The sequence below is a fragment of the Nitratireductor arenosus genome (genome assembly GCF_009742725.1).
Taxonomy (GTDB): domain Bacteria; phylum Pseudomonadota; class Alphaproteobacteria; order Rhizobiales; family Rhizobiaceae; genus Mangrovimarina; species Mangrovimarina arenosa.
In genome coordinates, this window is sequence record NZ_WPHG01000001.1 from 483725 (window position 1) to 496526 (window position 12802).

The 12802-nt window shown below is 65.9% G+C and carries 12 protein-coding genes; 4 read left to right on the top strand and 8 right to left on the bottom strand.

All coding sequences use genetic code 11. The features are described 5' to 3' along the window. Window positions 1-19 precede the first annotated feature (19 nt). The 4 genes from prmC to GN330_RS02280 form a co-directional block, all read right to left on the bottom strand. On the bottom strand, window positions 20-901 hold the full coding sequence (prmC, locus tag GN330_RS02265) for a peptide chain release factor N(5)-glutamine methyltransferase (protein WP_156710993.1): 882 nt from the start codon (window positions 899-901) through the stop codon (window positions 20-22). Continuing rightward, window positions 894-1973 (bottom strand): peptide chain release factor 1, encoded by a 1080-nt coding sequence (gene prfA, locus GN330_RS02270; RefSeq protein ID WP_156710995.1) that lies wholly within the window; start codon window positions 1971-1973, stop codon window positions 894-896. The genes prmC and prfA overlap by 8 nt, the downstream gene beginning before the upstream one ends. A gap of 3 nt (window positions 1974-1976) precedes the next feature. Beyond that, a complete protein-coding gene (gene ptsP, locus GN330_RS02275; RefSeq protein ID WP_156710998.1) occupies window positions 1977-4253 on the bottom strand; it encodes a phosphoenolpyruvate--protein phosphotransferase in 2277 nt (758 codons plus the stop codon). A 75-nt stretch (window positions 4254-4328) separates the two neighbouring features. After that, window positions 4329-5582, bottom strand: coding sequence for an aspartate kinase (locus tag GN330_RS02280; protein ID WP_156711001.1), 1254 nt, complete (start codon window positions 5580-5582; stop codon window positions 4329-4331). A gap of 246 nt (window positions 5583-5828) precedes the next feature. On the opposite strand from GN330_RS02280, the gene ubiG reads away from it, so the two are divergent. After that, window positions 5829-6584, top strand: coding sequence for a bifunctional 2-polyprenyl-6-hydroxyphenol methylase/3-demethylubiquinol 3-O-methyltransferase UbiG (gene ubiG, locus GN330_RS02285; RefSeq protein WP_156711003.1), 756 nt, complete (start codon window positions 5829-5831; stop codon window positions 6582-6584). A 70-nt stretch (window positions 6585-6654) separates the two neighbouring features. Here ubiG and GN330_RS02290 read toward each other — a convergent pair whose 3' ends face one another. From GN330_RS02290 to GN330_RS02305, 4 genes are read right to left on the bottom strand one after another with little or no spacing between them, the layout of a single operon-like run. Then, complete coding sequence (locus GN330_RS02290) at window positions 6655-7080, bottom strand: DUF1178 family protein (RefSeq protein WP_156711005.1); 426 nt, start codon at window positions 7078-7080, stop codon at window positions 6655-6657. Further along, entirely contained in the window at window positions 7077-7943 is an 867-nt protein-coding gene (locus GN330_RS02295; protein WP_156711007.1) for a carbon-nitrogen hydrolase family protein, read from the bottom strand. The genes GN330_RS02290 and GN330_RS02295 overlap by 4 nt, the downstream gene beginning before the upstream one ends. Window positions 7944-7952: 9 nt before the next feature. Then, entirely contained in the window at window positions 7953-8219 is a 267-nt protein-coding gene (gene grxC, locus GN330_RS02300; RefSeq protein ID WP_156711009.1) for a glutaredoxin 3, read from the bottom strand. A 22-nt stretch (window positions 8220-8241) separates the two neighbouring features. After that, a complete protein-coding gene (locus GN330_RS02305) occupies window positions 8242-9006 on the bottom strand; it encodes a ComF family protein (protein ID WP_343040350.1) in 765 nt (254 codons plus the stop codon). Between the two features lie 112 nt (window positions 9007-9118). Between GN330_RS02305 and GN330_RS02310 the strand changes: the two genes are divergently transcribed. The 3 genes from GN330_RS02310 (at window position 9119) to GN330_RS02320 (ending at window position 12789) form a co-directional block, all read left to right on the top strand. Continuing rightward, a complete protein-coding gene (locus GN330_RS02310) occupies window positions 9119-9991 on the top strand; it encodes a methyltransferase domain-containing protein (RefSeq protein WP_156711011.1) in 873 nt (290 codons plus the stop codon). Window positions 9992-10094: 103 nt separating this feature from the next. Next, window positions 10095-11504, top strand: coding sequence for a lipopolysaccharide biosynthesis protein (locus GN330_RS02315; protein WP_343040175.1), 1410 nt, complete (start codon window positions 10095-10097; stop codon window positions 11502-11504). A 1-nt stretch (window position 11505) separates the two neighbouring features. Next, on the top strand, window positions 11506-12789 hold the full coding sequence (locus tag GN330_RS02320; protein ID WP_156711013.1) for a GNAT family N-acetyltransferase: 1284 nt from the start codon (window positions 11506-11508) through the stop codon (window positions 12787-12789). Window positions 12790-12802 lie beyond the last annotated feature (13 nt).

Genomic DNA, 12802 nt, shown 5'->3' on the forward strand with positions numbered 1-12802 from the left:
CACGGCACAAAACGGCGTCCTAAAAGCCAAACACCAGCGCCCGATCGTGGCCGCCCAGATCGCGCGCCACCGATCGCAGCCGCAGGCCTTGGGCCGCGAACACGGCCGCGACATCGGCTTTTTGCCGGCTGCCAATTTCCACGCCGACAAGCCCCTCGCGATCGAGATGCCCGCCGGCGCCCGCCGCGATGACGCGATAGGCGTCGAGGCCGTCGGGACCGCCATCAAGCGCAAGATGGGGATCGTGCCCGGCAACTTCCACCGGCAGGGCCCTCATCTCCACAGTCGTGATGTAGGGAGGATTGGACACGATTGCATCGAAAACACCGATCACATCCCGATACCAGTCCGAAACAAATGCCGTGAACCGCCCGTCCAGTCCGAGGCGGCCGGCGTTTTCGGTCGCGGTCTTCACCGCCCCGGCCGACAAATCGACGCCGCTCGCGCGCGCTTGCGGCAGCGCGCTCAGCAGCGCAAGCGCAACCGCGCCCGTCCCGGTGCCGAGATCGAGGATGGAACATGCCCCTTTGCGCGCGGCGATCCCGGCAAGGTCCGGCAGCATCGCCTCGACCAACGTTTCGGTATCCGGCCTGGGTTCCAGCGTCTCCGGCGACAGGTCGAGCCGCAGACCGTAGAATTCGCGATAGCCGAGAATGCGGTGGACCGGCATCCCGGCCAGCCGCCGTCCGACCGCGTCCTCGATACGCCCGACGGTCAGCGCGTCGAGACCCAAAGCGGGATCGCGCAGCGCGTCGATGCGCCGCGTGCCGGAAAAATGTTCGACGATCAGCCTGGCGTCGAGCGCCGCCTCGCCAATCCCCGCACCGGCCAGGCGGCGGCGGGTTTCGGCCAGAACCGTGCCAAGATCGGGCGCCGACGCCGGGCTATCGTCTTCAGCCATCCTGCGACATGTCGGCCAGGAGCGCGGAGTGATGATCGGATATCAGCGCGTCGATGATCTCGTCGAGATCGCCCTCCATCACCCGGTCGAGCTTGTAGAGCGTCAGGTTGATGCGGTGATCGCTCACCCGGCCCTGCGGAAAATTATAGGTACGGATCCGCTCCGAGCGATCGCCCGACCCGACCTGCAATCGCCGCGATTCGGAGCGCTCATCGGCCGCCTTTGTCCGCTGGATGTCGAACAGCTTGGCGCGCAGCAACTGCATGGCGCGGGCGCGGTTCTGGTGTTGTGACTTTTCCGCCTGCATCACCATGATTCCAGTCGGAAGATGCGTTATCCGTACCGCCGAATCGGTGGTGTTGACGTGCTGGCCACCGGCTCCGGAGGCACGCATCGTGTCGATACGGATATCCTCGTTGCGAATCTCGACATCGATTTCCTCGGCTTCGGGAAGCACGGCCACGGTGGCCGCCGATGTGTGGATGCGACCGCTCGCCTCGGTTTCGGGAACCCGCTGCACACGGTGCACGCCGGATTCGAATTTGAGGCGCGAAAATACCCCCTTGCCCGATACCGTGGCGATGATTTCCTTGTAGCCGCCGGCATCGCCCTCGCTCGCCGAGACGAGCTCGACGCGCCAGCCGCGACCGGCGGCGTAGCGTTCGTACATGCGAAACAGGTCGCCGGCGAAGATCGCCGCCTCGTCGCCACCCGTCCCCGCCCGGATCTCCAGGATCGCGTTCTTGTCGTCGGCATCGTCCTTGGGCAAAAGCAGGATCTGGATCTCCTGCCGCAACGCCTCGATGCGCTGCTCGATCTCCGGCAGTTCGGCCTCGGCCAGCGCGCGCATCTCCGCATCGGTCGATGTGTCGGCAAGCATGGTTTCCAGCCCGTCGCGTTCGGCTTCCGCGCCGCGCAGCGCCCGGATCTCGACGGCGAGCTTTTCCAGCTCGGCATATTCAGACGCCAACCGTACATAGGCCTCCGGCTCGGGGCCGGCGGCCATCTGCGCCTCGATCATCTCGAAGCGTTTCAAGACCTGATCCATTCTCTCGGACGAAACGAAGTTCATTGGTCAGGTCTCGCAGGAAATGTCGAATTCGTCGGCGAAGGCGCGAAGCCGGGCCGGCACGTCCATGTCAACGGCGCTCTCCTTGAGCAGTTGGATCATCAGCCCTTCGAGTTCACCGACCGGCAGGTCGGCCAGCATCGCCTTCACCGGTCCGATCGCGGCCGGCGACATCGAAATCGCCCGAAAGCCGAGCCCCACCAGCGCCATCGCCGAAATCGGCCGACTGGCCAGTTCGCCGCACAGTGTCACCGACTTGCCCGCGTCCCGCCCAGCGTCGAGCACCGATTTCAGGACCCGCAGGAACGGCACTGAAAGCGGGTCGAAACGCCCCGCCAACAGGCCGTTGCCACGGTCGGTCGCGGTCATGAACTGGAACAAATCGTTGGAGCCGATCGACACGAAATCGACCGCGCGCATCAATTCGGGAAGCTGGAACAGAAGCGACGGCACCTCGATCATGGCGCCGAGCTTCAGGCTTGTCGGCAGCGCGTAGCCGAACCGCGCCAACTGCCGCACCTCGCGCTCGATCAGGCCGCGCGCCTTGGTGATCTCGCCGATCTCCGTCACCATCGGCAGCATCACCCGCAACTCGCGGCCCGCAGCCGCCTTGAGCAGCGCCCGGAACTGGGTGCGCAGCAATCCCGGGCGGTCGAGCGTCAGCCGGATCGCCCGCCAGCCCAGCGCGGGGTTCTCCTCCTTCTCCGCACCGCGGAAATAGGGCAGCACCTTGTCGCCGCCGATATCGATGGTGCGGAAGGTCACCGGCTTCGGTCCGGCCGCCTCGATCACCTCGCGATAAAGCTTTTCCTGCTCCTGGGCGCGGGGAAAGGTCGCCGCCACCATGAACTGCAGTTCGGAACGGAAAAGCCCGATCCCCGCCGCGCCCGCTTCGGCGAGCTGCGGCAGATCGACCGCGAGGCCGGCATTCATCATCAATTCGACCGCGATCCCGTCCTTCGACACGGACGGCCGGTCGCGCAATTCGCGATAAAGCTGCTGCTTCTTGGCTCGGAAACGAACCTTTTCGGCATAGGCTGCTTCGACATCGGATTGCGGCCTGAGATGAACCTTGCCGTCGTCACCGTCGACGATCAGCGCGTCGCCGTTCTCGGCCATCGACACCGCGCCCTTGGCCTGGCCGACGACCGGGATGCCCATCGCCTTGCCGACGATCACCACATGGCTCGTCACCGCGCCTTCCTCGAGCACCAGCCCGCGCAGCTTGCCGCGCGGATAGTCAAGCAGTTCGGCCGCGCCCATCGAGCGGGCGACGATGATGGCGTCCTTGGGCAGCGAGGCGGCAATCTCCTCGGGACCGCGCCCCATGAGCTGGCGCAGCAGCCGGTAGGCGAGGTCATCGAAATCGTTCATCCGCTCGCGCAGATAAGGGTCGGTCATGTGCAGCATGCGCGCGCGCATATCCGACTGAACCTTCTCCACCGCCGCTTCCGCCGTCAGGCCGTTGCGGATGGCCTCCTCAAGCCGGCGCACCCAGCCGCGATCATGCGCGAACATACGGTAGGCTTCCAGCACCGCGCGGTGCTCGCCCTCGAAAGCAACCTCGCGGCGCGACAGCATGTCGTCGATCGAAAGCCGCAGCGACCCGAGCGCGGTTTCAAGCCGCTTCAGCTCCAGGTCGACATCTTCGTTGAACAATTCCGTGACGACGATGCGCGGCTCGTGCAGCACGACATGGCCGAGCCCGACGCCCTCATTGAAGCCTGCCCCGGTCAGACTGACGGGCCGGCTCAGGTCGAGCTCCATGCCCGGCCGGGTCAGCCGACGCAAATCACCGGTTGCGATCATTTCGGCAATCACCATCGCCGTGGTTTCGAGCGCCTCGGCCTCGTCATCGCCATATTGCCGGTTGGTCTTGTTCTGGACGACGAGCACGCCCAGTGTGCGGCCAGCCCGCAGCACCGGCACGCCGAGGAAGGAATTGTAGATCTCCTCGCCGGTTTCCGGCAGGTAGGTGAAGGCGGGATGGTTGCGCGCATCGGACAGATTGAGCGGACGCGCGCTCGCCGCGATCGTGCCGACGAGGCCCTGACCGAGGCGCAGTTGCGCCAAATGGACCGAACCGGGATTGAGGCCTTCCGTGGCGTAGAGTTCCAGCACCGCGTCGGCGCGCAGCACGTAAAGCGAGCACACCTCGGCGACCATGTTGGCGGCGATCTCGCGCACGATCCGGTCGAGCCGCTCCTGCGGCTCCACGGCTTCGGCCATGAGCTCGCGCAGTCGCTTCAGCAATATCCGCGGGCTGCCGGCGATTTCGCGCATCGGCGTCTCTCCAACGACCGTTTCTCCGCCGGGCGGGCATCGCCACGGCGGCCGGGTCGCGCTCAAATCATTGGTCTACTGCTTATCCAGCCCGTAGACGGAATGCAAAGTACGCACGGCGAGTTCGGCATAGGGACCGTCGATCAGGATCGATATCTTGATCTCCGAGGTCGTGATCGCGCGAATATTGATCCCCTTTTCCGACAGCGCCTTGAAGGCCGTGGCGGCAACGCCGGCATGGCTGCGCATGCCGATGCCGATCACCGACACCTTGACCATGCCGGCCTCGTGCTGAACCGCGTCGAAGCCGATCGTCTCGCGCACCTTGTTCAGCACCGCCAGCGCCTTGTCGACGTCGCTCGACGGTACGGTAAACGTCATGTCGGTGCGCGAACCGTCCTCGGAGATATTCTGGACGATCATGTCGACATTGATGCTGGCCTCGGCGAGCGGACCGAATATCCCGGCGGCGACGCCGGGCCGGTCGGCGACCCGCCGCAGCGAAATCTGGGCCTCGTCCTTGGCATAGGCGATGCCGGTGACGACCTGCTGTTCCACGATTTCATCCTCTTCGCAAATGAGCGTGCCGGGCGGATTGTCGAAATCCCCCATGCCGGGCGCGTCCGGATCGGCGAACGACGACCTGACGAATGTTCTAACCTTGTGCACCATGGCGAGTTCCACCGAGCGCACCTGCAGCACCTTCGCGCCAAGCGAGGCCATTTCCAGCATTTCCTCGAACGAGATGCGCGCCAATCGGCGCGCCTTGGGTTCCACGCGCGGATCGGTGGTGTAGACGCCGTCGACGTCAGTGTAGATGTCGCACCGGTCGGCGCCCACCGCCGCGGCGATCGCAACCGCCGACGTGTCGGAGCCGCCGCGTCCGAGCGTGGCGATCCGGTTGTCGGGTCCGATGCCCTGGAAGCCGGCGATCACGGCCACCTGGCCCTCGCCGAAGCGCTTGATCAGGAACGAGCCGTCGATCTCGGTGATGCGGGCCGCGCCATGGGCGTTGTCGGTGCGGATCGGAATCTGCCAGCCGAGCCAGGAGCGCGCATGCACGCCCATCGCCTGCAGCGTGATCGCCAGCAATCCGGCCGTCACCTGCTCGCCGGACGCCACCACCGCATCATATTCGCGCGCGTCGTGCAGCGGCGAGGCCTCGCGCGTCCAGGCGACGAGTTCATTGGTCTTGCCGGCCATGGCCGACACCACCACCGCGACCTCGTGCCCGGCATCGACCTCGCGTTTGACATGGCGGGCAACGATGCGGATGCGATCGATGTCGGCGACGGACGTCCCGCCGAATTTCATCACGATACGCGCCATGAAACCGTCGAACCCTGTAGCGGAATGCGCCCGGCTGCCTGCGGGCGGATTTGAAAGGAACGCGCGTCCGTAGAACGGGGCGCGATGCGCGGTTTCCATAATGCAAAGGGGGTGGGTCCGCAAGCCAACGCCGCGCCATGCCTTCGCGCCGGCAACCGGACTCGTCTTGTCGCTGTGACAATTTTGGCGTCTTGACTTTGGCCGCCTCGGACCCGACTTGATGTCCGGCGTAGAGGAGACCGCCGGATGCCCGAGACGCAACCAACGACGATCGACACCGACGAGGTCGCACGCTTTTCCGCCCTGGCCGCGGAATGGTGGGATCCGAAGGGCAAGTTCCGCCCGCTGCACAAGTTCAACCCGGTTCGCCTGGCTTATATCCGCGACCAGATCGCGGTCCGTTTCGGGCGCGATCCGCGCTCGTCGCGGCCGTTCCAGGGCCTGCGCATCCTCGATATCGGCTGCGGCGGCGGCTTGCTGTGCGAGCCGATGGTGCGGCTCGGCGCCGAAGTGGTGGGTGCCGACGCCTCCGAAACCAATATCGAGGTCGCCAAGCTGCATGCCGCGGAAGGCAATCTGAAGATCGATTACCGCGCGACCACCGCCGAGGCGCTCGCCGAGGCGGGCGAGGAATTCGACGTCGTCCTCAACATGGAGGTGGTCGAGCATGTTTCGGACATGAACCTGTTCCTCGCCAAATGCAGCCAGATGGTCAAACCCGACGGGATCATGGTGGTCGCCACCATCAACCGCACGCTCAAGGCGCTCGGCCTGGCGATCTTCGGCGCGGAGTATGTGTTGCGCTGGCTGCCGCGCGGCACGCACCAGTTCAACAAGCTGGTGCGGCCCGCCGAGCTGGAAGCCGCGTTGAACGCGGCCGGCATGAACGTTATCGACCGCACCGGCGTCGTCTACAATCCGCTCGGCGACCGCTGGCAGCGCTCGCGCGACATGGACGTCAACTACATGGTTCTAGCCGAAAAGAAGCCTGCGGACGACTGAGACAGGACATACCGCATCTCGACCGCCCCGCTCGATGCGGTGCGCGGCAACGATCCGACGGCGGTCCCGCTCAGTTCTTGTCGTCGGGAAAATCCGGAATCGGGATGAACTCGACCCCGTCCTCGACAAGCCCCTTGGCCTCCTCCGCCGTCGCCTCGCCATAGATGCCACGGGCTTCGGTTTCGCCGAAATGGATCTTGCGCGCTTCCTCGGCGAATTTGTCGCCGACATAGTCGGCGTTCTCGCGCATCTTGTGCGCCAGTTCCTTCAGCTTGGCCATTGCCTTCTTCTGCTCGGCATTGGCCGCCAGCGCCAGCTTCTCCTTGCGGCGGCCCGTCGACACGGCCGGCGCCATCAGGGTCTTTTCGACCTTGGTCGACCCGCACTGCGGACAGGCCACGAGATGTCGCGCGGCCTGGGCGTCGTAATCGTCATTGCCGCGAAACCAGGCCTCGAAGTCGTGGCCTGTATCGCAATGAAGCGAAAACCGGATCAAGACGCCGCTCTCCGCACCGAAGCGTCGTCGTCAGCGACCACGTCGACACCGAACTCGCGCGCGTTCTGCAGGTTGGGGATTTTCGCGCGCGCGGCGGCGCTGGCGCGCGGGTCGATCTCGGCAAGGGCGATGCCCGGCTCGTCGCCGGCGATCTCGGCCACCACCGCGCCCCAGGGATCGACAATCACCGAATGGCCGAAAGTCTCCCTGCCGTCCTCGTGGAGCCCGCCCTGCGCCGCCGCGACCAACCAGGCGCCGTTCTCGATCGCCCGTGCCCGTGTCAGCACATGCCAGTGGGCCTCGCCGGTCTGGCGGGTGAAAGCCGCCGGCGCGCTCAACACCGCCGCGCCCGCCAGCGCCTCGGCACGGAAAAGATGCGGGAAGCGCAAATCGTAACAGATCGCCAGCCCGAACGGGACGCCGGCAAGCGTTGCCACGACCGCGTGCTCGCCCGGCTGGTACGTCGCCGATTCGCGCCAGCTCTCGCCATTATCGAGGTCGACGTCGAACATGTGGATCTTGTCATAGGTCGCAACCAACGCGCCGGTCCTGTCGAACACGAACGCCCGGTTGGCCACCTTGCCGCCCGGCAGCGCGATCGCGGTCGATCCGAGATGGACGGCAATTTGGAGTTCGGCGGCAAGCCGCCGGGCGGCGGCGACCAGAAGGTCGCCGGCCTCGTCCTTGACGATCCGCCGCAACGTTTCCCTGTCACGCACCAGCGCGCCGGTCATTTCCGGAGATTGCACATAAGTAGCGCCCCGACCGGCGGCATCGCGGACCAGTGCCTCGAAATCGGCGGCGTTGCGCGCCGGGTCCATGCCCGATCGCATCTGCAGCGCGGCGGCTTTAAAAATGCTCATCGCTGCCCCTCAGACGAACGAACCATTGGCGAGGAGCATGTCGAGCTTGCCGCCCTCTTCGAGCGCGAAAAGCTCGTCGCAGCCGCCGACATGGACGTCACCGACGAAGATTTGCGGAAAGGTCGCGCGGCCTGAACGCGTCATCATTTCACTGCGCAATTCCGGCGAGAAGCTCGCATCGTGCTCGACATAGCCAACGCCCTTCCTGTCGAGAAGCCGCTTCGCCGCCGTACAGTAGCCGCACATCGCGCGGGTATAGATCGTCACATCAACCATGATCGCTTCCGGTTTCCGCCCCCTATATAGGCGCAGCCGCATCGTCCCGGAAGTCCTCCGACAAAACCCGCGCGAATGTGAGCACGTCGACCGCCCCCGCCCCGGCCCGGACAAGAGCGCGGGCGACCGCGCTGACCGTGGCCCCGGTGGTGTACACATCGTCGACGACCAATACCCGCCGGCCCTTGATCATCGCCCGCCGCCCCGCCGGCACCGCGAACGCGCCCCTCACGTTGGACCGGCGTTCGTTGAGGCCGAGCCCGACCTGCTGGCGCGTGCTGCGCGCACGCAGGACGAGCTCCGGCTCGAACGCGATCTCGGCGCGAGCGGCGATCGCGCGGGCCAATTCGGCCGCCTGGTTGAAGCGCCTGACAAGGAAGCGCCGCCGGTGCAGCGGCACCGGCACGATCATGTCGGCATCGCCGAGAAGCTCAACTCCGGCGCGTATCATCCATCCCGCCATCCAGGGTGCGAGGTCGGTTCGGTCGCGAAATTTCAGCCCCTGCACCAGCCGGCGCGCCACGCCGGCATAGGCGACCGCGGCGCGTGCACGCGCAAAGGGCGGCGGTTCCGCGATCGCGGCCAGACAAACCGCCTTGTCACCCATCTCGCAGACGAACGGAATGCCCAGCACCTCGCAATAGGGACGCTCGATCAGAGCCAGGTCGCGCCAGCACTCGCCGCACAGCGTACCGGGTTCCACCACTAGCTTGCGACAGCCCGCGCATGTCGGCGGGAAGGCGAACGCGCCGAACAGGGCGGCGCCGCCGCGCACCACACGCTTGATCTCGCCGAGCCTATAGTTCACCACGCTGGTCCCATGACCGGCAAATTACCAAAATCAGGCGGCGTCAGCCATTCCCCCGACCGGAACCGGCCGACGCGAGAAACATGACCAGATGGACGACATCCTTGATCTAGACCTCTCGATCGCGCGCAAGAAGCGTCTGCTGGCCGGGACCCGGCCGATCGCGACCTTCCTGATGGAACGCACGGCCGAGGAACTGGGCGACCGGCTGGCGACCGTGGAACGGCGTTTCGTCGACTGTGCCGCCATCCAATGCCTGACACCGCATGCCGCGCTGGCCATGCGCGCCTCCGGCCGCGCCGGCAATGTCGTGCGCGTTGAGCCCGATCCGGCCTTCCTCGAAGGCGGCGCCGGCTTCGTGTCCGATGGCGAACGCCTGCCGCTCGAACCTGAAAGCCTGGATCTCGCCGTCTCCCTGCTCTGCCTGCACGAGGTCAACGATCTGCCGGGCGCGCTGATCCAGATCCGCCGCGCCCTGCGCCCGGACGGCCTGTTCCTGGCCGCCTTCGCCGGCGCCGGCACGCTGGAGGAATTGCGCCATTGCCTGCTGGTCGCCGAAACCGAAATCACCGGCGGTGCCAGCCCCCGGGTCCTGCCCTTCGCCGATGTGCGGGCGGCAGGCGCCCTGCTGCAGCGGGCCGGCTTCGCCCTGCCGGTCGCCGACATCGAAACCATCACCGTGCGTTATTCCGACATGTTCGCGCTGTTGCGCGATCTGCGCCAGATGGGCGCCACCAACACGCTTTTCGGCCGGCTGAAACGGCCGACCCGCAAGCAGGTCTTCCTACGCGCGGCCGACCTCTACGCCGAGCGATTTGCCGATCCGGACGGACGCCTGCGCGCCACCTTCTCGCTAATCTGGCTGTCGGGCTGGGCGCCGGACGCCTCGCAACCGAAACCGGCCAGGCCGGGTTCGGCGACGATGCCGCTCGCCCAGGCGCTGAAGGACCAGGACCGGAAATAGCCGCCGGCCGCACCCGCTCGCCGCCTGTCCCGAAGGCGCCGCCGAACCGTTTCTTAAAGGTTGTCCTTTATGCAACGGAGGACGGAAAACGGAGATGTAGTGCGTGCGATTTTCCGCCGCCACCACTGCGGAACGGCTTTTGCCGGAGCGCCTGGCGCTCCGCGCGCGTCCCTTGCTGGGCTTGATCGACTCCGTTCTTTCGGGAGCCGACGCGCGTGGCGAGGCCGGGCGCATGTCGCTGATCGCCTTCTTCATCCGCATCGTCAACGCCGTCATCGCCTTCGTCAGCCAGGTTTTGCTCGCGCGCTGGATGGGCAGTTTCGAATACGGGATCTTCGTCCTCGTCTGGGTCACGATGGTGATCGTCGGCAACCTCTCCTGTCTCGGCTTCCACACCTCGATCATCCGCTTCATTCCCGAATACCGCCAAAAGGGGCGGCTGGCCGAATTGCGCGGCATCCTTCTGGCCAGCCGGCTCTTCGTCCTGATCGCCTCCACGATCGTGGCCGCGATCGGCGCAGCCGGCATCTGGCTGTTCGCCCCGGCGATCGAATCCTACTACGTCGTCCCCTTCTATCTCGGCATCGTCTGCCTGCCGATGATTTCGCTGTCCGATGCGCTCCAGGGCATCTCACGCGCCAATGCCTGGGCGATCTCCGCGCTCTCGCCGACCTATCTGATCCGGCCGGTGCTCATCCTGGTCTTCATGGGCGGGTCACTTCTGGCCGGCTTCCAGCCCTGCGCAGTCACCGCGATCATCGCGGCCATCATGGCCACCTATGCCACCACCATCATCCAACTCGTGTCGGTGACCGGCCGGGTGGACCGGCGCCTGGAACCCGGCCCGCGGACCTTCCTGCTGCGTCAGTGGATCCTGGTTTCGATGCCGATCTTCCTGGTCGAGAGTTTTTTCTTCCTGCTCACCAACGCCGATGTGCTGATGGTGGGACGTTTCATGCCGCCGGACCAGGTCGCCGTCTATTTCGCAACGGTAAAAACGCTGGCGCTGGTTCATTTCGTCTATTTCGCCGTCAAGGCCGGCGTCGCCCAGCGTTACGCCAGCATCACCCATACCGGCGACACCGAACTGCTGAGCGCCTTTGCCCGTGAGACCGCCTCGTGGACCTTCTGGCCGTCGCTGGCGATGGCGGTCGCCGTCCTTCTGCTTGGCAAGCCTATGCTGTCCCTGTTCGGGCCCGAATTCGTCGCCGGCTATCCGCTTTTGTTCGTGCTCGTCGGCGGCGTGGTGGCGCGCGCGGCGGTCGGCCCGGCTGAAAGCCTGCTCACCATGACCGGCAACCAGAATGTGTGCGCCATGGTCTACGCCCTGGCGCTGTCGCTCAACATCGCGCTCAACTTCATCCTCATCCCCGAATTCGGGCTGTGGGGCGCGGCGATCGCGACGGCGATCGCCATGGCGTTCGAGGCGCTCGCCCTGTCCTTCACCGTATGGCGCCGCCTCGGCATCGTCATGCTGGTGTTTTTGCCGTCATCGCACGAAGCGCGAGGTTGATATGGCCGCCATTCCCCTGATCGAGGAAACCAGTACGAGCGCCTCGAGCCCGCTGATCGCCAACCTCGCCGGCGTGAGCGGCGAAGCGCTGCAGCAGGTCGAGGTGGAAATCCAGGCCGCCGGCGCCGCGCCGCGGCGTCTGGCGGTCTATCCCGCCTCGGCCGGTTTCGACCTGGTCGAGGAGCTGGATTTTTTGTGCGTACGCACGGTCGAGCCCAACATCTTCTTCAATCCGCGCTTTCTGGCGCCGGCCATGCCCAGGCTGGAGGACCGCGAGGTGCGGCTGGCCGTCATCCGCGACGGCGACAGGGATAAGAACCGGCTGCGCCTGCTCGTTCCCTTTTCCGTGGAGAAACCCGCGGTCCCGTTGAGCGTGCCGGTGATGCGGACCTGGTCGAGCCCGTTCGGCCCGCTCGGCACACCGCTGGTCGATCGTGACGACCCCGTCGGGGTGCTCGAGGATTTCTTTTCCATGCTGGGCCGAAAGCATCTGAACCTGCCCAGGGTGCTGATCCTGCCCGACCTGCGCATGGACGGTCCGGTCGCCCGCCTGATCCGCACCGCCGCCATCGGGCTCGACCTACCCGTGGTGACCACCGCGCGCAGCATGCGCCCTTTCCTCGACAGCGACCTGGATGCCGAGACCTATCTGCGCACATCGCTCAAATCGCATCATTTCCGCGAATTCCGCCGCCTCAAGCGCCGGCTCGCCGAAACCGGCGATCTCGTCTATTCGGTAGCGCGCCAGCCTGACGAGATCCGCAACGCGCTGGAGACCTTCCTGGCGCTGGAGGCCTCGGGCTGGAAGGGTCGCGAGCGCACGGCCATGGTGATCGACCGTTACCGGGCCGCCTTCGCGCGCGAGGCGATCAACCGGCTCGCGCAGCGTGATCTGTGCCGGATTCACACGCTCAGCCTCGACGGCGCCGCGATCGCCAGCCTGATCGTGTTCGTCGAGGCCGGCCAGGCCTATACGTGGAAGACGGCCTATGATGAAAACCATGCCGCCTACTCCCCCGGCACGCTGCTGATGATCGAGGTCACGCGCCAGCATCTGGACGATCCCAATATCGACTCCACCGATTCCTGCGCCGTGCCCGATCACCCGATCATGAGCCGTTTGTGGAGCGAACGGCGCGAGATGGGCACGATGGTCGTCGGGCTGGCGCCGGACACGGACCGGCAGACCCGCCAGGCCGCCGGCCAGATCCATTTGAACCGCGAAACCCGCAATCTGGCGCGCATTCTGCGCCGACGCATCAAGGGGCTGATCGGCAGACGCTGAGCCGCTCAGCCAT